Origin of the sequence: Sphaerotilus natans, from assembly GCF_900156335.1 — a bacterium.
Classification (GTDB): domain Bacteria; phylum Pseudomonadota; class Gammaproteobacteria; order Burkholderiales; family Burkholderiaceae_C; genus Sphaerotilus; species Sphaerotilus natans.
In genome coordinates, this window is the sequence record NZ_FTMZ01000036.1 from 1 (window position 1) to 17,469 (window position 17,469).

Genomic DNA, 17,469 nt, shown 5'->3' on the forward strand with positions numbered 1-17,469 from the left:
GCCGAGCCGGCCCAGCCGAGCTGGCGTTACTACATCAGCTCCGAGGTGCTCGATGCCCAGGCCTTCAACGCCACCATCCGGGCGCACTGGGCCATCGAGAACGACTGCCACTGGGTGCTGGACGTCAACTACCGCGAGGATGCCTGCCTGATCCGGCGCGACCACGGCCCGCACAACATGGCCACGCTGCGGCGCATCGCCCAGAACCAGATCAAGCTCGACGCCGGCAAGGGCAGCCAGAAGACCAAGCGCAAGCGCATGGGCTGGAGCGATGACTACCTCCAAGCGCTCTTCGGCTTGACTCCAGCCTCACTCAGCCCTGCACAAATTTCGAGCGATGGCTGATGCAATCGCCCTGGATGCGGCCCTGATTGCGCATGACACGCGAGACTGACCTGCGCCAGCCACCGTCGAACCGCCGTCTCGCCGAGCTGCATGTCGCGACAGACATCGCCCACGCTCAAGCCTTGCTCGCGAATCATCTGCACGACCTGCAGCTTGAACTCCGCGTTGAAGCTCCTTCTTTCTCTCTTGCTCATCTTCACCGTCCAGGTCTCGTGTCCACCTATCTCGGTGTCCGGGGAAATTAGACCAGCACAGTTCAAACCCGGGGCGGTTCATGACCAGCACAAATTCTGCGACAGCCCGATCAAGCACCCAGCCAACGACCCTCAAGCCAAGCTCCGGCATCGACCGCGTTCTTTGCGCCCGCCACAAGCAGATCGACCGCACACCGTACATGCTGCCCGGTGGGACGGTTGGTTGGCAAGGCCAGGACGATCGTGCGTGTGATCGCCGGATCGGTCAGCGGCGTTCCACTCAAATGTCCTGTGCGAAGTTCTTCGGCTACCGCGATGGGGGGAAGAATTGTCAGGCCATGACCGCTGAGAACGAGACTGCGCTGAACGCTGAGGGCGTTTGTTTCGGCCGATACTGTGAGTGCCAAGTCCGATACCGCGCAAGCATGGTCGACAAGTGTGCGAATCCCGTGCGGTGCGCTCGGCAACACAAGTGGCTTGCCAATCAACTTGCCCAGCGACAGTGGCTTGTCCCGATGTAGTTTCGCCTCCTTCGGTCCGATGACCCACAGGGGTTCCTCGATGAGCGGCCGGGTCTGTATCTCGGACGAGCGCTCGGCACCGTAGAGCAGCGCCGCATCGATCTCACCGGCCTGCAGCCAGCGCATCAGCGTGCCCGCGTACCCCATTGCGATGCGGATGCGGATGCCAGGGTAGTGGGTGGCCAAGGCGGTCACCAGCGGACCGGACAGCACGTCGATCGTGCTGGGTAGCAACCCCAGCGTGACAAGCCCACCGATGCCCACCGTGGCGCCGGTGATCTCGGCTCGCGCGCGGTCGAGTTCGAGCATCGCACGGCGTGCGTAACCTACCAGCGAGCGCCCGGCATCGGTCAGCACCATGCCATGTCGCTCGCGCTCGAACAGGGGCGCCCCGATGTCCTCCTCAAGCAACATTATCTGTCGCGAGACAGCCGGTTGCACGAGGTGGAGCACCTGAGCGGCACGGGTCACGTTGCCCATCTCCGCAACGGTCAGGAAAGCGCGCAGCTGCTTGAAGTCCATCGTGGGGTGCCTCTCGTGGATGGCTCGATTGCGGATCGTGATGATGGAATGCTGAATTTCTATTTCACATCTTATTAAATCAGATTTTATGATTTCTTGGCCATCCACTTTCACTCCGTCCGAGACCTGCAATGAACCACACACCCGCCCCGGCGCCTGCTTGGCAGGAGGCCGTTTTCAAGGTCCTGAAACAGGGTGGCGTCCGCCAGATCGCCTACGTGCCCGACGCGGGACACTCGCACGCGATCCGCAGCGCCATCACCGACCCAGACATCGAGGACGTCGTGCTGACGACCGAGGAGGAGGGTGTGGCCGTGGTCAGCGGCGCCTGGCTCGGTGGTCAGCGTGCCGTCTTGCTGATGCAGAGCAGCGGCGTGGGCAACTGCGTCAACATGTTCTCGCTGCTGCAAGCAGCCGATTTGCCCTTCTTCACGCTCGTCACGATGCGCGGCGAGTATGCCGAGTTCAATCCCTGGCAAGGCCCGATGGGCAAGGCTACTCAGGGTGCACTGGAACTGATGGGCATCCACGTGCTGCGTGTCGACCACCCCGATGACGTGGAAGAGATCGTCAGCGCCGGCTTCGATGCTGCATTTCAGGCCGGCGAACGGGTCGCCGTGCTGCTGGGCCAGAGCTTGATCGGCCGCAAGAAGTGGGAGCGCAACTGATGACCGTCTCGAACAACACGGCGCGCACGAACCGTCGCGCTTTCGTCTCCCGGCTGCTGGCCGCCACGCCAGATGCGCTGGTGATCACCGGCCTGGGCTCGGCCTCCTACGACGTGTTCGCCGCCGGTGACCGCGATCGCAACTATTACCTCTGGGGTGCGATGGGCGGCGCCACCTCGCTCGGGCTCGGGCTGGCACTGGCCCGGCCAGACCAGTCGGTCGTGGTGATCACCGGCGACGGCGAGCAGCTGATGGGCATCGGCAGCCTGGGCACCATCGCGGTCAAGCAGCCGAAGAACCTGACGATCGTCGTGCTCGACAACGGCCACTTCGGTGAAACCGGCATGCAGCGCAGCCACTCTAGCCTGGGCACGGACCTGGTCGCGGTGGCCAAGGGCTTCGGCATCGAGGATGCGTTCTCGACCGGCAGCCTCGATCAGGGCGATCGGATCGCGCAGCGCGTCAACGCCCGCACGGGCCTGCTGTTCGCGCAGGTGCTCATCGAAGCCGATGAACCGCCGCGCGCACTGCCGCCGCGCGATGGCCCTTACATCAAGAACCGCTTCCGTGCCGCACTCGGTCTGAAGCCGTTCTGAAGCCGGAGCCAGCATGAAGCGCTACCCGCTACGCATCGGCGGCCAGGCCGTGGACCCGCACGGGAACACCTGGTTCGAGACCCAGAATCCTTACACCGGCCAGGCCTGGGCAGAAATACCCCGTGGCAACGCGCACGACGTCGATCTCGCGGTTCAGGCGGCGCACCGGACGCTGACGTCGGGCCCCTGGGCCGAGATGACCGCAACGCAACGCGGTGCGCTGATGCGCAAGCTCGGCGACCTGATCGCCCGCGACGCCGCCAAGCTCGCCGCCACCGAGGTGCGTGACAACGGCAAGCTGCTGGCCGAGATGCAGGGCCAGCTCAACTACATCCCGCAGTGGTTCCACTACTACGGCGGTCTGGCCGACAAGATCCAGGGCAGCACGCTGCCGCTGGACAAGAAGGGTTACTTCGCCTTCACGCGCCACGAGCCGGTCGGTGTCGTCGCGGCGATCACACCGTGGAACTCGCCACTGCTGCTGGCGACCTGGAAGATCGCGCCCGCCTTGGCGGCAGGTTGCACGATCGTCATCAAGCCGTCGGAGTTCACGTCGGCATCGACACTGGAGTTTGCCGAGCTGTTCGACGAAGCCGGCTTCCCGCCCGGCGTCTTCAACGTGGTCACCGGTTTCGGCGCCGAGGTGGGTACGCCGCTGGTCGAGCATCCGCTCGTCAGCAAGATCAGCTTCACCGGATCGGACGCGACCGGGCGGCTGATCAACGAGCAAGCGGCCCGCCTGCTCAAGCACACGGCGATGGAGCTGGGTGGCAAGTCGCCCAACATCGTGTTCGACGATGCCGACCTTGAGCAGGCGGTGTTCGGCGCGGTCTCGGGCATCTTTGCCGCCACCGGCCAGACCTGCATCGCCGGTTCGCGCCTGCTGGTGCAGGACAGCATCCACGATGCCTTCGTCGAGCGCCTGCTCGCGGTGGCGCGCACGGCGCGCATGGGCGATCCGATGGATCCGGACACGCAGGTGGGGCCGGTGACCACACCGCCGCAATACAGGAAGGTGCTGGAGTACATCGACATCGCGCGCAGCGAAGGCGCGCACGCGGTGCTCGGCGGCGAGAAGGGCGGCGCACCCGAGTGCGGACAGGGCTGGTTCGTGCAGCCGACGATCTTCACCGAGGTGCGCAATGACATGCGCATCGCGCAGGAGGAGGTGTTCGGTCCGGTGCTGTCGGTGATCCGGTTCAAGGACGAGGCGGACGCCCTGCGCATCGCCAACGACGTGCGCTTCGGCCTCGCTGCGGCGGTGTGGACGAAGGACATCGGCCGCGCGATCCGCATGTCCGAACGACTGCAGGCCGGCACGGTCTGGGTCAACACCTACCGCGCGGTCAGCTTCATGGCGCCCTTCGGCGGCTACAAGGACTCGGGCCTGGGCCGCGAGAACGGCATCGACGCGGTGCGCGAATACCTGCAGACCAAGTCGGTGTGGATCAACAGCGGCGCCGTTGCCGGCAATCCCTTCGTGCTGCGCTGACGCAGCCACCACAAGACCCTCGGAGACAAGAGCATGACATCCTCGACCCTCACACGGCGCGACCTGATGAAGCGGGGCGCTGCAGCCAGCCTGGGCCTGCCGGCCGTGGCTGCGTTCGCGCAGGCCACCCTGCCCAAAGGGCCCATGACGCTGGTCGTGCCGTTCGCCGCGGGTGGCGCCACGGATGTCGTCGGCCGACTCGTCGCGCAGAAGCTGTCGGAGCGCATCGCCCGCACCATCGTCGTCGAGAACGTGGGCGGCGGCGGTGGCTCCATCGGCGCAGCGAAGGCGGCTAAGGCCACCGCCGACGGCAGCGTGCTGTTGATGGGCACGATCGCGACGCACGTCATCAACCCGCTGTCCGTGGGTTCGTCGCCTTACGATCCGCAGCGTGACTTCACGCCGATCTCGCTGCTCGCCAAGGTGCCCAACGTGCTGCTGGTCAGCAACGCGGTCAAGGCACAGAACCTGCGCGACCTGATCGCCCTGATCAGGTCGCAACCCGGCAAGTTCGCCTACGGTTCGTCGGGTGTCGGCACCCCGCCGCATCTGTCGGGGGAGCTGTTCAAAGCCATGGCTGGTGTGGACATCGTTCACGTGCCCTACAAGGGCGGCGGGCCGGCCATGAGCGACCTGATCGGCGGGCAGATCCCCCTCCTGTTCGATGTGCTTTCGGGTGCGGCTTCGCACATCCGCAGCGGCTCGGTGCGTGCGCTGGCGATGACCCTGGACCAGCGCGTGCCGTCCTTCCCCGAGCTGCCGACCATGGCCGAGGCGGGGTTGCCGGGCTACGAGACGTACACATGGAACGCGATCTTCGGCCCCGCGGGCGTGCCGCGTGGCGTGGTCGACATGCTCAGCAAGGAACTCGTGGCCGTCATTGCCCTGCCGGACGTGCAGGCCAAGCTCAAGGAGCTCAGCGCCACGCCCGTGGGCTCGACCCCCGAGGTGCTGGCTGCGCTGGTCAAGTCCGACCTCGCCAAGATGGGCTCGCTGATCAAGTCGATCGGCGGCCTGAAAAGGGAGTGATGACAGGCGTGATGGATCGGGGATGAACGCCGTGTTCCACAAGACAGCGGTGAAGACATGAGCGTGGACGGCGCCTTGCTGGCACGGCGGTTCGCCGACATCATCGGCGGCTCCCGGGTGCTGACCGATCCCGAAGCCATGGCAGCCTTCCAGCAGGACTGGCGGGGCCGCTATCGGGGCTCCGCACTCGCGGTCCTGATGCCCAGCAGCACGCAGGAGGTTGCCGCGCTGGTCAAGGCCTGCGTGGAGCTGCAGGTCGCCATCGTTCCCCAGGGCGGAAACACCGGCCTGACGGGCGGAGCGGTTGCGCCGGACGACCGACCTGCCGTGATCCTGAACCTGTCGCGGCTGAACCGGATCCGCGAAGTCGATGCGCGCAACAACTCGCTGACGGTGGAGGCCGGCTGCATCCTGGCCCACGCGCGTGAAGCGGCCGAAGCCAGCCAGCGGCAGTTTCCCTTGCTGCTCGGCAGCGTCGGCAGTTGCGAGATCGGTGGCCTGGTGTCGACCAATGCCGGCGGCACCGGTGTGCTGCGCTACGGCAACATGCGCGAGCTGGTGCTCGGGCTGGAGGTGGTGCTGCCAGACGGGCGCGTCTGGGACGGCTTGCGCGCGCTGCGCAAGGACAACGCCGGCTACGACCTGAAGCAGCTTTTCATCGGCGCCGAAGGAACGCTGGGCATCGTGACGGCCGCCGTGCTCAAGCTCCATCCCCAGCTGAACGTTTCGGCCACCGCGATGGTGGCGCTCGCGGGCGTGCGGCAGGCCGTCGATCTGCTGCGCTTCATGCAGGAGCAGGTCGGCAACCGCATCGAGGCCTTCGAGATCATGTCGCGGCGGCAGATCGAGCTGGTCCTGCAGCACGGCCATGGACTGCAGTCGCCGATGGCGCTGGACAGCCCCTGGTACGTGCTGATGGAGATCGCCGACAGCTCGTCACAGTGGGATGCTGTGGCCGAACTGGAGCGGACGCTGGAGGCGGCCTTCGACCATGATCTGCTCAGCGACGCCGTCGTCGCGACCGACGTGGCCAAGGCCAGGCGCATCTGGGAACTGCGCCACAACCTCTCCGAGGCGAACCGGCACGCCGGCTTCACCGTCTCGAACGACACCTCGGTGCCGGTGTCCAGGCTGCCCGAGTTCATCGACCGGGTAACCGAGCGCATCGAACAGCAGCTGGCAGGTGCCCAGGTCTGCCACGCTGGTCACATCGGCGACGGCAACATCCACGTGATCGCGGTGCTGTCACGCGCCGTGCACGCAACGGCCGAGCAGTGTGAGGCTGCTGCCACACAGGTGAACCTGATTGTCCACGCGGCGAGCGTCGAGCTGGGCGGCAGTATCAGTGCCGAGCACGGCATCGGCCGGATGCACGTGGCGCGTCTTGAGCGCTTCAAGCCGGCGCTGGACCTGCAGATGATGCGCACCCTCAAGCAGGCATTCGATCCGATGAACCTGATGAACCCGGGCAAGATCCTGCGGGCGTGAACGCCGGGCATCCTGCCCGGGTTTGACCGCTAGCCGGCCTGGCCGCCGATCCAGCGGGCGGGCCAGCTGCCGTCATCGACCATCTGGCGCAGCACGTCGCTGACCAGCTCCATGACGGCAGTCCCCGCCCTCGTGCCGGGCCGCGTGACGCTGGTGGCGCAGACCACGCGACGGATCATGCTGGGGCTGTCGATGTCGCTGGCGAGCAGCCTGCCATCGGCGATCTCCTCGGCCACCGAGCCCTTGGGCAGGATGGTGCTGCCGAGCCCCGCTTCGACGGCCCGCTTCACGCTGCTCAGCGATTCGATCTCCGCTACCACGTTCAGCACGATGCCCAGCGAGCCGCAGGCGTCATCGATGATGCGCCGCAGCCCGTGGTCGGGGCCGGGCAGGACCAGCGGCCAGCGTGCCAGGTCGTGCATCGACAGTTGGCGGGGAAACGCTTGGCCGTCCGACGAGCTGATCAGCGCCAGGCGGTCGTCGAGCAGCGGCCGCTTCGCGAGCGCGGCGTCCACGGCATCGCCATACAGCAGGCTGAGGTCCAGCCGGCCGGCCTGCAGCCACTCGCGCAGGAATCCACTGTAGCCCTCGACGATGCGCAGCCTGATCTGGGGGTAGCGCTCGCGGCAGGCACTCAGGATGGGCACCGTGGCCACCAGGCCGACGGTCGTCGGCAGGCCCAGGCTCACCGATCCGCTGGGCGCCGCGTTCGACGCGCGAACGGCCTCGCGGGCCCGGTCGGCATCGGCCAGCACGACCCGAGCGTGCGCCAGGAAGATCTTGCCGGCCTCGGTCAGGCTCATGCCACGGCTCGATCGTTCGAACAACCGGGCTCCCAGCGAATGTTCCAGCGCAGCGATCTGCTGGCCCAGGGCGGGTTGCGCGACATGCAGCCGGCTGGACGCCTGCAGCAGGCTGCCGGCCTCGACGACGCCAATGAAATAACGCAGTTGCCGGAACTCCATGGATAGGTGATTTTCAGCTACCTAATAACAGAACTAAGTATTTCACAAATAGCTATCCGGCTACCAGAATTCGATCGCTCCAGTCATCAACCAATCTCCTGCTGCTCACCCGGGACCCCTCATGACCCTCGACATCGACCATCTTCGTACCTGGATCGGGCGGACCACTGTCGCCGAGGACCAGGTGACGCCCGTGCCGCTGCTCGCACTGGCGGCCACGCTCGATCGCGACGACATGCCGGCCGCTGTGGGCGAACCGATTGCACCTTGCTGGCATTGGCTTTACTTTCTGCCGGTCAACCGTCAATCCGAGATCGGACCGGACGGCCACCCTCAGCGCGGCGGCTTCCTGCCCCCTGTGCCGCTGCCGCGACGGATGTGGGCCGGCAGCCAGATCGAGTTCCTGCGACCGATCACGGTGGGCCAATCGATCGCCCGCCACTCGCGCATCGAGGACGTCCGAATGAAGGAGGGCCGGAGCGGGCCGCTGGTCTTCGTGAAGGTGCTGCACGAGGTGCTGGCCGAGGGTCAGCTGGCCCTCACCGAGCGTCACGACATCGTCTATCGCGACCTGCCCCAGCCCGGCGAGCCCTTGCCGGCCGGCCAGCCGGCGCCTGCCGATGCGCAATGGACACGGCAGATCGTGCCCAACGACGTGCTGCTGTTCCGCTACTCGGCGCTGACCTTCAACGGCCACCGCATCCACTACGACCGGCGCTACGTGACCGAGGTCGAGGGCTACCCCGGCCTGATCGTGCACGGGCCGCTGATCGCCACACTGCTGCTCGACCTGCTGCGGCGCGAACGCCCCGACGCGCAGGTGTCGCAGTTCTCGTTCAAGGCAGTGAAGCCGATCTTCGACGTCGCGCCTTTCGAGGTCTGCGGCCGGCAGCTCGATGACCGCCACGTCAAGCTCTGGGCACGAACGACCGAGGGCCATCTGGCCATGGAAGCCAGCGTCGTGCTGGCCTGATTTCAGGAGACAGACATGCTTCACGAACCCGATCAGCACCAGGAAATCCGCGATGCCGTCCAGCAGCTGTGCAAGCAGTTCCCGGATGAATACTTCCGCAAGATCGACGAGCAGCGTGCCTACCCCGAGGCCTTCGTCGACGCGCTGACCACGGCCGGCTGGATGGCCGCGCTGATCCCGACCGACTACGGCGGCTCGGGCCTGTCGATGGCCGAGGCCTCGGTCATCATGGAGGAGATCAACCGCTGCGGTGGCAACTCCGGCGCCTGCCACGGCCAGATGTATGTGATGAACGCCATCGTGCGCAGCGGCACCGAGGCACAACGTCAGAAGTACCTGCCGAGCATCGCCAGCGGCGAACTGCGCATCCAGTCGATGGCCGTGACCGAGCCGACCACCGGCAGCGACACCACCAAGCTCAAAACCACGGCGGTGAAGAAGGATGGCCGCTGGGTGATCAACGGCCAGAAGGTCTGGATCTCGCGCATCCAGCACAGCGACATGATGATCCTGCTGGCGCGCACCACGCCGCTGGCCGAGGTGCAGAAGCGCTCCGACGGCCTGAGCTGCTTCCTGGTCGACCTGAAGCAGGCGACCGGCAACGGACTGACGGTGCGGCCGATCCTCAACATGGTCAACCACGAGACCAACGAGCTGTTCTTCGACAACCTCGAGATCCCCGAGGAGAACCTGCTCGGCGCCGAGGGCAAGGGCTTCAAGGTGCTGCTCGACGGGCTGAACGCAGAGCGCACGCTGATCGCTGCCGAATGCATCGGCGACGGCTACTGGTTCATCGATCGGGCCACCAAGTACGCCAACGAGCGGGTCGTCTTCAACCGCAAGATCGGCCAGAACCAGGGCGTTCAGTTCCCGATCGCCGAGGCCTACATCGAGCTGGAGGCGGCCAATCTGATGCGCTGGAAAGCCTGCGAACAGATCGACGCCCACCGCAACGCCGGCGCGGCCGCCAACATGGCCAAGCACCTCGCCGCCAAGGCCAGCTGGGAAGCGGCCAATGTCTGCCTGCAGACCCACGGCGGCTTCGGTTTTGCCTGCGAATACGACATCGAGCGCAAGTTCCGCGAGACGCGCCTGTACCAAGTGGCGCCGATCTCGACCAACATGATCTTCAGCTATGTGGCCGAGCATGTCCTCGGCCTGCCGAAGTCGTACTGAAGGGAGCCCCACCATGGTTCGCCCGCTCGACGGCATCACGGTCGTCACCCTCGAACACGCGATTGCCGCACCGTTCTGTACCCGCCAACTGGCCGACCTCGGCGCTCGGGTGATCAAAGTCGAACGACCCGGCGTCGGGGATTTCGCCCGTGCCTACGACGAGCGAGTGCATGGCGTGGCGTCGCATTTCGTCTGGTGCAACCGATCGAAGGAGAGCCTGACGCTGGACGTCAAGCACGCCGAGGCCCAGAAGGTGCTGGCCCAGCTGCTCGAAGACGCGGACGTGCTGGTCCAGAACCTGGCGCCCGGTGCCGCGGCCCGGCTCGGGCTGTCGTTCGAGGCCCTGCACGAGCGGCATCCCGGGCTCATCGTCTGCGACATCTCGGGCTACGGGGACGATGGTCCGTACCGTGACAAGAAGGCCTACGACCTGCTGATCCAGAGCGAGTCCGGCTTCCTTTCGGTGACGGGCTCACCCGATGAGCCCGCCAAGGCCGGCAACTCGATCGCCGATATCGCCGCCGGCATGTACGCCTACACGAACATCCTCGCGGCTCTGCTGCAGCGTGGCAGGACCGGCAAGGGCAGCCACATCGACGTGTCGATGCTCGAAAGCATGGTCGAGTGGATGAGCTATCCGCTGTACTACGCGTTCGACGGCGCGACACCGCCGCCCCGCGCTGGCGCCGCCCACGCGACGATCTACCCCTATGGCCCGTTCCGGGCCGGAGATGGCCATACGGTCATGCTCGGCCTGCAGAACGAGCGCGAATGGGCCGCCTTCTGCGAGCGTGTCTTGCTGCGGCCGGACCTGGTCGCGGATGAACGCTATGCGTCGAATTCCCGGCGTGCATCGAACCGCGACACGTTGCGCAGCCTCATTGGCGAGACCTTTGCCACGATGACGGCTGACCAGGTGATCCAGCGCCTGGAGGAGGCTCAGATCGCCAATGCGCGTGTCAACGACATGCACGACGTGTGGCAGCACCCGCAACTGAAGGCACGTGGCCGTTGGACGCAGGTATCCACACCGGGCGGCCCGATCCCGGCACTGCTTCCACCTGGAAAGACCAATGCCTACGAGCCCCGAATGGATGCGGTTCCCGACCTCGGACAGCACACGGACGCCATCCTCGGCGAACTCGGATGGACCCAGGACTCGATCGCAGGCCTGCACCAGGCCGGCGCCATCTGAACACGACAACACCGACAGGAGACAACCCCATGAAACCCATCCGTCGCAGCATCGTCAGAACCCTTCTTGCCACTGCCGCTGCATTGGCAATCGGGCCCGGTTCGGCGCTGGCCCAGAGCTATCCAGCCAAGCCGATCACGCTGGTCGTGCCCTTCGCGGCCGGTGGACCGACCGACGTGGTCGCGCGCATGCTCGGCGCGGCGATGATGAAGTCGCTCGGCCAGACCGTCGTCATCGAGAACAAGACCGGCGCGGGTGGCACGATCGCAGCCACGGCGGTCGCGCGGGCCGTGCCCGACGGCTACACCTTCCTGATCCATCACAACGGCATGGCTACGGCGCCGGCGCTGTACCGCAAGCTCAGCTACAACCCGCTGACCGACTTCGAGTACGTGAGCCAGGTGATCGACGTGCCGATGACTCTGGTGGGCCGCAAGGACCTGCCGGCCAAGGACTTCAAGGAGCTGCAGACCTACCTGAGGGCCAATGCCAGCAAGGTCAACCTCGCGCACGCCGGCCTGGGGGCAGTGTCGCACCTGTGCGGGATGCTGTTCCGGCAGGCGGTGGGGGTGGAACTGACGACGGTGCCGTACCAGGGCACGAGCCCGGCGATGAATGCGCTGCTTGGCGGACAGGTCGATCTGCTGTGCGACCAGACGACGTCGACCACGCCGTTCATCAAGTCCGGGTCGGTGAAGTTGTATGGCGTGACCACGTCGTCACGCCTGAAGACCTTTCCCGAAACGCCGACCTTGGCCGAACAGGGTCTGGCTGGCTTTCAGGTCGTTGTCTGGCACGGCATCTATGCGCCCAAGGGGAGCCCGAAAGAGGCCGTCGACAAGTTCGGCGCTGCGCTTCGTGCCGCGCTGAAAGACCCGGCAGTTGCTGCACGCCTGGCCGAGTTGGGCGCAGCCGTGCCGTCCGATGACAGGCTGACACCAGTCGGCCTGCAGACCATTCTGCAGCAGGAAACCCAACGCTACGGCCCAGTCATCAAGGCTGCCGGCCAGTTCGCCGATTGATGAATGAACACGAGGTTCAAATGAAAATACTGGTATCGGTCAAGCGTGTCGTCGATTACAACGTCAAGGTTCGCGTCAAAAGCGACGGCAGTGGCGTGGACATCGCCAACGTCAAGATGAGCATGAACCCGTTCGACGAGATCGCGATCGAAGAGGCGGTTCGGCTGAAGGAAATGGGCGTCGTCACCGAGGTGCTCGCCGTGTCCTGCGGTGTCACGCAGTGCCAGGAAACGCTGCGCACCGCGATGGCCATCGGCGCCGACCGCGCCATCCTGGTCGAGACCACCGAGGAACTGCAGCCCCTGGCCGTGGCCAAGCTCCTGAAGGCCCTAGTCGACCGAGAACAGCCGGACCTGGTCATCCTCGGCAAGCAGGCCATCGACGACGACAACAACCAGACCGGCCAGATGCTCGCCGCACTGACTGACCTGCCGCAGGCCACGTTTGCATCGAAGGTCGATGTGGTCGACGGCAAGGCCCGCGTCACGCGTGAAATCGACGGTGGCCTGGAGACGATCGCGCTGAGCCTGCCCGCGGTCATCACCACCGACCTGCGCCTGAACGAGCCGCGTTACGTCACGCTGCCCAACATCATGAAGGCCAAGAAGAAGCCGCTCGAAACCATTAAGCCTGAGGCACTGGGCGTCGACGTGACCCCGCGGCTGAAGATCCTCAAGGTCAGCGAGCCGCCCAAGCGTGGTGCGGGCATCAAGGTGCCTGACGTCACCGCGCTGGTCGCCAAACTCAAGAACGAAGCCAAGGTGATCTGAACATGACCGTCCTCGTGAATATTCTGGTGGTCGCCGAACACGAACACGGCACCCTCAAGGGCGCCACGCTCAACACCGTCACCGCTGCTGTTCAACTGGGCGAGGTGCACGTGCTCGTCGCGGGTGCTGATTGCGCCGCTGCCGCACAAGCTGCGAGCCAGATCGCAGGTGTCACCAAAGTGCTGCACGCCGACGGTGCGAGCCTCGGCGAGCAGCTTGCCGAGAACATCACCGCGCAAGTGATCTCGATCTCGTCTGGCTACAGCCACATCCTCTTTGCTGCTACCGCACACGGCAAGAACGTCGCCCCGCGCGTGGCTGCCAGGCTCGACGTCGCGCAGATCAGCGAGATCACCAAGGTCATCAGCGCCGACACCTACGAGCGCCCGATCTACGCCGGCAACGCCGTGGCCACGGTGCAGAGCAGCGACAAGCAGCAGATCATCAGCGTGCGCACCACTGCCTTCGATGCCGCGGCAACGGGCGGATCGGCCCCGATCGAAACCATCGCGGCAGTCGCCGACAGCGGCAAGAGCGCCTTCATCGGCAGCGAGATCGCCAAGAGCGACCGCCCCGAGCTGACCGCGGCCAAGATCATCGTCAGCGGTGGCCGCGCGATGGGATCGAGCGACAAGTTCAACGAGGTGCTGACGCCGCTGGCCGACAAGCTCGGCGCCGCCCTCGGTGCGAGCCGTGCGGCGGTCGATGCGGGCTACGCGCCCAACGACTGGCAGGTCGGCCAGACGGGCAAGATCGTCGCACCGAGCCTGTACATCGCCTGCGGCATCAGCGGGGCGATCCAGCACCTGGCGGGCATGAAGGACTCGAAGGTGATCGTGGCGATCAACAAGGACGCCGAAGCGCCGATCTTCAGCGTGGCCGACTATGGACTCGAAGCCGACCTGTTCGTGGCGGTGCCGGAGCTGACTTCGGCGCTCGGCTGAAGTTGGCGAGCCAGTGAGGTGCCCATGCTCGATCTGAGTGTCAGCGGTTCACAGCTGATCGATGGACCGGCAGGTGCCATTGAGGTGCTGGTCGACCCACCCAACCGCGCGCTGGCCGGCGTGGTCGTCATCGCCCACCCGCAGCCGCTACTCGGTGGCCATGCCCAGCACAAGGTCCCGCAGGTCCTGGCGCGTGGCCTGTCCGAAGCTGGCTGGCTGGTCGTCCGTCCGAACTTCCGTGGCGTGGGCCACAGTGCGGGAACGCATGATGCTGGGGACGGTGAGACCGAGGATCTGCTGAGCCTGTCGCTTGCGCTGCAGGCCGATGCCGCAGTACCAAGGCTGGCACTGGTGGGCTTCTCCTTCGGTGCGTTCGTGCAGGCGCGCGTCGCGCGCCGACTCGCGGATCTCGGACGACCCGCCTCATGTACCTGCCTCGCCGGCATGCCGTTCGGCGAAGTCGAAGGTGGCCGCCGTTATGCGACACCCGACGGGATTCCGGATGCGCTGGTGGTGCATGGAGATCGTGACGAGCGGGTTCCGCTGCGCGCTGTCTTCGATTGGGCCCGGCCACAGAGTCAGCCGGTGGTCGTCGTCCCCGGTGCCGACCACTTCTTCACCGGGAAACTTCACGTGCTGCGGTCTCTCGTCGTCAACCATCTGCGCGCCTGAACGTGCATTCGATCATGACCACCCTATCCCCCCTCGACTCCCCGCTGGCGCGCGCACGCACGCTGCTGTTCGTCCCCGGCAATCGGCCCGAGCGCTTCCGCAAGGCGCTGACAAGCGGTGCCGATGGCGTGGTGCTGGATCTGGAGGACAGCGTTCCAGCGAGCGAGAAACCGGCTGCACGCGAGGCGATCGCGGCAGCCTGGCGGGATGTGACCGTCGCTGCCGTGCCGCTGGTCGTGCGCATCAACGGCCTGGGTGGCGACGCCGGGCGAGATGATCTGGCGTGGCTGGCGAGCCTGTCGCCGCCGGCCGGTGTCATGCTGGCCAAGACCGAGTCGGCGAGCCAGTTGCACGCCGTGGCGCAGGCGCTGCCCGGCCTGCCTATCCTTCCGCTCATCGAGAGTGCAGCGGGCATGCTGGCCCTGCCAGACATCGCCTGCGCGTCTGGTGTGCTGCGCCTGGTCGTCGGGCACATCGACTTCATGGCCGACACCGGCATCCGTTGCTCGGACGACGAGCGCGAGCTCGATACACTGCGATTCAACGTCGCGATGCAGACCCGCGTCAACTGCCTGGCGCCGGCCATCGATGGCGTGACCGTCGCCATCGACGACGACGCGCGACTGCAGGCCGACACGCGCCGGGCGCTGAACTTCGGCTTCGGCGCCAAGCTGTGCATCCACCCGCGCCAGGCGCCGGTAGTGCACGCCGCGATGGCCCCGAACGACGTGGAACTGGAATGGGCGCGCCGCGTGCTGGCGGCCGACCAGGCTTCCGGCGGCGCGGCGGTCCGGCTTGACGGTCGAATGGTCGACCTGCCGGTCGTGCTCCAGGCCCGTCAAGCGCTGGCCAGGGTCCGCGTCGACGGGTCAGCATGATGCTGCTCGCGCCATGCATGCGTCGACGTGATTGCTCCATCAGCAGCTTCTATTTCAAGATTTCAGGCATCAGGAAACACAATCATTCACCGTCCTTTCGTGGACATCGACAGTGAACCTGGAGACTGCATGAAATCGAGACTCCTTGCAGGATTAGCCCTGGTGGGCGCCCTGCTTGTCGGGACCGCCGGCGCTCAAACCACGGACACGCTGAAGAAGATCAAGGCGTCGGGCGTGATCCAGCTTGGCGGGCGTGACGCCTCCTTTCCGTTCTCCTACAAGATCAGCGCGGACGCCGATCCGATCGGCTTCTCCGCCGATCTGTGCCTGAAGGTCGTCGATGCGGTGAAGGCCAAGCTGGGCATGCCCGGCTTGAAGGTGCAATACACCATCGTCACGCCCACGAACCGCATTGCGCTGGTGCAGAACGGCACCATCGACCTTGAATGCAGCACGACGACGAACACGGCCGCACGCGCCCAGCAGGTGGATTTCGCGCCGACGCATTTCGTTGGCAGCATCGCCGCAGCGGTCAAGAAGAGTTCGGGCCTCACCACCGTGGCGCAGCTTGACGGCAAGACCGTTGCGACGGTCGCAGGCAGCACCTCGATTCAGCTGCTGCGCGCCTATCGCCGCAACGAGAAGCTGGAGATCGGCGAGGTGTCGGGCAAGGACACATCTGAAACCTTTCTTCTGCTGTCATCGGATCGAGCGATCGCGATGTTTCTGGAGGACGTGCAACTGGCGGGCTTGATCGCCCGTTCCGCCAATCCCGGGGACTACAAGCTGCTTGACGAGCGCCTGCGCGACGAGCCCTACGGGTTCATGTTCAGGAAGGGCGATCCGCAGTTCAAGGCACTCGTCGACGAGACGATGTCCAGGCTGATGAAGAGCGGCGAGATCAACGACATCTACGCGAAATGGTTCACCAGGCCGGTCCCGCCCTCGGGCGTGAACCTGAACTACCCGATGCCGAACCCTGTCAAGGAAGCGTACCGGAACCCCAGCAACCGCGGAATTTGAGGGATGAGGGCACGTCGACCGGGGCCGTTCGCCCGACGGCCATGCTGCTGGAGATTGGGATCCGAGGTCCAGCTGGACAGCAAGTCGGTTTAGTGGGTGTAGACAGAATCAACTGACGAGAAGCATGCTGACAGTCCTGTCGCGCGAAGTCAGGAGACGAGGCATGTGTGCATCTCGCAAGGATACGGTGACCGGGGAGCCGAACCGTGGAGGCCGACCACGGACGCTGAAGGAAGAGCATGTGCTGGCCTTGAAGGAGATCGTGGCCGAGCAGCCCGGAGCGACGCTGGAAGCGGTGACACAGCGACTGGCCGAGCGCTGCGGCGTGAAGGTGTGCAGCCTGACCGTGCGTCGGGCACTGCAGGAAGCTGGGGTTGTGCGTGTCAAGCCGACGCGACGTGCGGTGGAAGGCGGGCCGCCGGCCAAGCCCGGACGCTACGGCTACACGTCGGCGCATCGGCGCGAAGCCGTGGGCAGCGGCTACAACTGCAGCCTGACCGATGCGGAGGGCGCTGGTGGCCGACTTGTTCGAGCATCGGGTGGGCGGGCGTGGCATGCCGCCGCAACTCGATCGCCGCATGCTGCTACGTGCTGCGCACCGGGTGCGCGTGGCGGCTGTTGCCCAAGTCATTTCCAGCCTGGCCGACGGTGTACAAGTCGTTCAGCCGTTGGGCCAGGGCGATTGCATGAAGAACCTGGTCGGTTCCGTGTTATGAACACGCCCCGCTGACCCAACCGCCGCAGCTCGAAGCGGCGCCCGCCCCGATGACCACTGCGCCGCTGCTCCCCCACTTCATCGAGGCGCTGGCCGAACTGGACGATCCGCGCTCGCGGTCGTGTCCGTTTCCGCTGGACGAGCTGATGTTCGCGGCGCTGTGCGGCGTCAGCAGTGGCGCCGACAGCTGGGTCTCGGTCACCGACTGGGCCGAGCTGCAGATCGACTGGCTGCGCCAGCATCTGCCGTACGCCAACGGCATCGCCTCGCACGACACCTTC

General features: G+C 65.8%; 20 protein-coding genes and 1 pseudogene. 18 read left to right on the plus strand and 3 right to left on the minus strand.

Going from position 1 to position 17,469, the window contains the following annotated elements; all coding sequences use genetic code 11:
* The coding region (locus BW996_RS20265) for an ISAs1 family transposase (RefSeq protein WP_139330976.1) at nt 1-345 on the plus strand (345 nt) is incomplete at its 5' end.
* Here BW996_RS20265 and BW996_RS22555 read toward each other — a convergent pair.
* Nucleotides 276-539 (minus strand): transposase, encoded by a 264-nt coding sequence (locus tag BW996_RS22555; RefSeq protein ID WP_076459078.1) that lies wholly within the window; start codon nt 537-539, stop codon nt 276-278. The genes BW996_RS20265 and BW996_RS22555 overlap by 70 nt on opposite strands.
* 110 nt (nt 540-649) lie before the next feature.
* Nucleotides 650-1,582 carry a LysR family transcriptional regulator gene (locus BW996_RS20275; RefSeq protein WP_037485953.1) on the minus strand — a complete coding sequence of 311 codons (933 nt, stop codon included), beginning with the start codon at nt 1,580-1,582 and terminating at the stop codon, nt 650-652.
* A 131-nt stretch (nt 1,583-1,713) separates the two neighbouring features.
* On the opposite strand from BW996_RS20275, the gene BW996_RS20280 reads away from it, so the two are divergent.
* From BW996_RS20280 to BW996_RS20300, 5 genes are read left to right on the plus strand one after another with little or no spacing between them, the layout of a single operon-like run.
* Nucleotides 1,714-2,250: a thiamine pyrophosphate-binding protein gene (locus BW996_RS20280; protein ID WP_037485956.1), complete on the plus strand. Its 537-nt coding sequence runs from the start codon at nt 1,714-1,716 to the stop codon at nt 2,248-2,250.
* Nucleotides 2,250-2,846, plus strand: coding sequence for a thiamine pyrophosphate-dependent enzyme (locus tag BW996_RS20285; RefSeq protein ID WP_037485958.1), 597 nt, complete (start codon nt 2,250-2,252; stop codon nt 2,844-2,846). The genes BW996_RS20280 and BW996_RS20285 overlap by 1 nt, the downstream gene beginning before the upstream one ends.
* Before the next feature lie 13 nt (nt 2,847-2,859).
* Entirely contained in the window at nt 2,860-4,338 is a 1,479-nt protein-coding gene (locus tag BW996_RS20290; protein ID WP_037485961.1) for an aldehyde dehydrogenase, read from the plus strand.
* A 33-nt stretch (nt 4,339-4,371) separates the two neighbouring features.
* Entirely contained in the window at nt 4,372-5,367 is a 996-nt protein-coding gene (locus BW996_RS20295) for a Bug family tripartite tricarboxylate transporter substrate binding protein (protein ID WP_037485963.1), read from the plus strand.
* Nucleotides 5,368-5,424: 57 nt separating this feature from the next.
* A complete protein-coding gene (locus BW996_RS20300; protein ID WP_037485965.1) occupies nt 5,425-6,855 on the plus strand; it encodes an FAD-binding oxidoreductase in 1,431 nt (476 codons plus the stop codon).
* Nucleotides 6,856-6,884: 29 nt separating this feature from the next.
* On the opposite strand, the gene BW996_RS20305 is transcribed toward BW996_RS20300, so the two are convergent.
* Nucleotides 6,885-7,820: a LysR family transcriptional regulator gene (locus BW996_RS20305; RefSeq protein ID WP_037485968.1), complete on the minus strand. Its 936-nt coding sequence runs from the start codon at nt 7,818-7,820 to the stop codon at nt 6,885-6,887.
* A 121-nt stretch (nt 7,821-7,941) separates the two neighbouring features.
* On the opposite strand from BW996_RS20305, the gene BW996_RS20310 reads away from it, so the two are divergent.
* The 12 genes and pseudogenes from BW996_RS20310 to BW996_RS20365 all read left to right on the plus strand — a co-directional run.
* Nucleotides 7,942-8,793, plus strand: a complete 852-nt coding sequence (locus BW996_RS20310; protein WP_037485970.1) for an HTD2 family dehydratase — start codon at nt 7,942-7,944, stop codon at nt 8,791-8,793.
* Between the two features lie 15 nt (nt 8,794-8,808).
* Nucleotides 8,809-9,969: an acyl-CoA dehydrogenase family protein gene (locus BW996_RS20315; RefSeq protein WP_037485973.1), complete on the plus strand. Its 1,161-nt coding sequence runs from the start codon at nt 8,809-8,811 to the stop codon at nt 9,967-9,969.
* A gap of 13 nt (nt 9,970-9,982) precedes the next feature.
* Nucleotides 9,983-11,164: a CaiB/BaiF CoA transferase family protein gene (locus tag BW996_RS20320; RefSeq protein WP_037485974.1), complete on the plus strand. Its 1,182-nt coding sequence runs from the start codon at nt 9,983-9,985 to the stop codon at nt 11,162-11,164.
* Nucleotides 11,165-11,193: 29 nt separating this feature from the next.
* The gene (locus BW996_RS20325; RefSeq protein WP_037485977.1) at nt 11,194-12,186 is read left to right on the plus strand and encodes a tripartite tricarboxylate transporter substrate-binding protein; all 993 of its coding nucleotides are present in this window, start codon (nt 11,194-11,196) and stop codon (nt 12,184-12,186) included.
* Nucleotides 12,187-12,206: 20 nt separating this feature from the next.
* Nucleotides 12,207-12,956, plus strand: coding sequence for an electron transfer flavoprotein subunit beta/FixA family protein (locus tag BW996_RS20330; protein WP_037485979.1), 750 nt, complete (start codon nt 12,207-12,209; stop codon nt 12,954-12,956).
* Between the two features lie 14 nt (nt 12,957-12,970).
* On the plus strand, nt 12,971-13,900 hold the full coding sequence (locus tag BW996_RS20335) for an electron transfer flavoprotein subunit alpha/FixB family protein (protein WP_037485987.1): 930 nt from the start codon (nt 12,971-12,973) through the stop codon (nt 13,898-13,900).
* 24 nt (nt 13,901-13,924) lie between these two features.
* Nucleotides 13,925-14,572: an alpha/beta hydrolase gene (locus BW996_RS20340; RefSeq protein WP_037485981.1), complete on the plus strand. Its 648-nt coding sequence runs from the start codon at nt 13,925-13,927 to the stop codon at nt 14,570-14,572.
* Nucleotides 14,573-14,586: 14 nt separating this feature from the next.
* Nucleotides 14,587-15,450 carry an HpcH/HpaI aldolase/citrate lyase family protein gene (locus BW996_RS20345; protein WP_037485990.1) on the plus strand — a complete coding sequence of 288 codons (864 nt, stop codon included), beginning with the start codon at nt 14,587-14,589 and terminating at the stop codon, nt 15,448-15,450.
* Between the two features lie 129 nt (nt 15,451-15,579).
* Complete coding sequence (locus BW996_RS20350; protein ID WP_037485983.1) at nt 15,580-16,473, plus strand: amino acid ABC transporter substrate-binding protein; 894 nt, start codon at nt 15,580-15,582, stop codon at nt 16,471-16,473.
* Between the two features lie 163 nt (nt 16,474-16,636).
* Nucleotides 16,637-16,870 (plus strand): annotated as a pseudogene (locus tag BW996_RS22560) (hypothetical protein); the annotation flags it as partial.
* A gap of 191 nt (nt 16,871-17,061) precedes the next feature.
* Nucleotides 17,062-17,163: a transposase gene (locus BW996_RS22565; RefSeq protein WP_375136229.1), complete on the plus strand. Its 102-nt coding sequence runs from the start codon at nt 17,062-17,064 to the stop codon at nt 17,161-17,163.
* Nucleotides 17,164-17,238: 75 nt separating this feature from the next.
* A partial coding sequence (locus BW996_RS20365) for a transposase family protein (RefSeq protein ID WP_139330978.1) occupies nt 17,239-17,469 on the plus strand: 231 nt, incomplete at its 3' end.

Coding starts and splice junctions, on each gene's coding strand:
- BW996_RS20350 (WP_037485983.1), top strand. CDS start 15,580: ATGAAATCGAGACTCCTTGCAGGATTAGCCCTGGTGGGCGCCCTGCTT.
- BW996_RS20280 (WP_037485956.1), top strand. CDS start 1,714: ATGAACCACACACCCGCCCCGGCGCCTGCTTGGCAGGAGGCCGTTTTC.
- BW996_RS20290 (WP_037485961.1), top strand. CDS start 2,860: ATGAAGCGCTACCCGCTACGCATCGGCGGCCAGGCCGTGGACCCGCAC.
- BW996_RS20315 (WP_037485973.1), top strand. CDS start 8,809: ATGCTTCACGAACCCGATCAGCACCAGGAAATCCGCGATGCCGTCCAG.
- BW996_RS20305 (WP_037485968.1), bottom strand. CDS start 7,820: ATGGAGTTCCGGCAACTGCGTTATTTCATTGGCGTCGTCGAGGCCGGC.
- BW996_RS20300 (WP_037485965.1), top strand. CDS start 5,425: ATGAGCGTGGACGGCGCCTTGCTGGCACGGCGGTTCGCCGACATCATC.
- BW996_RS20340 (WP_037485981.1), top strand. CDS start 13,925: ATGCTCGATCTGAGTGTCAGCGGTTCACAGCTGATCGATGGACCGGCA.
- BW996_RS20330 (WP_037485979.1), top strand. CDS start 12,207: ATGAAAATACTGGTATCGGTCAAGCGTGTCGTCGATTACAACGTCAAG.
- BW996_RS20310 (WP_037485970.1), top strand. CDS start 7,942: ATGACCCTCGACATCGACCATCTTCGTACCTGGATCGGGCGGACCACT.
- BW996_RS20345 (WP_037485990.1), top strand. CDS start 14,587: ATGACCACCCTATCCCCCCTCGACTCCCCGCTGGCGCGCGCACGCACG.
- BW996_RS20295 (WP_037485963.1), top strand. CDS start 4,372: ATGACATCCTCGACCCTCACACGGCGCGACCTGATGAAGCGGGGCGCT.
- BW996_RS20275 (WP_037485953.1), bottom strand. CDS start 1,582: ATGGACTTCAAGCAGCTGCGCGCTTTCCTGACCGTTGCGGAGATGGGC.
- BW996_RS20325 (WP_037485977.1), top strand. CDS start 11,194: ATGAAACCCATCCGTCGCAGCATCGTCAGAACCCTTCTTGCCACTGCC.
- BW996_RS20285 (WP_037485958.1), top strand. CDS start 2,250: ATGACCGTCTCGAACAACACGGCGCGCACGAACCGTCGCGCTTTCGTC.
- BW996_RS20320 (WP_037485974.1), top strand. CDS start 9,983: ATGGTTCGCCCGCTCGACGGCATCACGGTCGTCACCCTCGAACACGCG.
- BW996_RS22555 (WP_076459078.1), bottom strand. CDS start 539: ATGAGCAAGAGAGAAAGAAGGAGCTTCAACGCGGAGTTCAAGCTGCAG.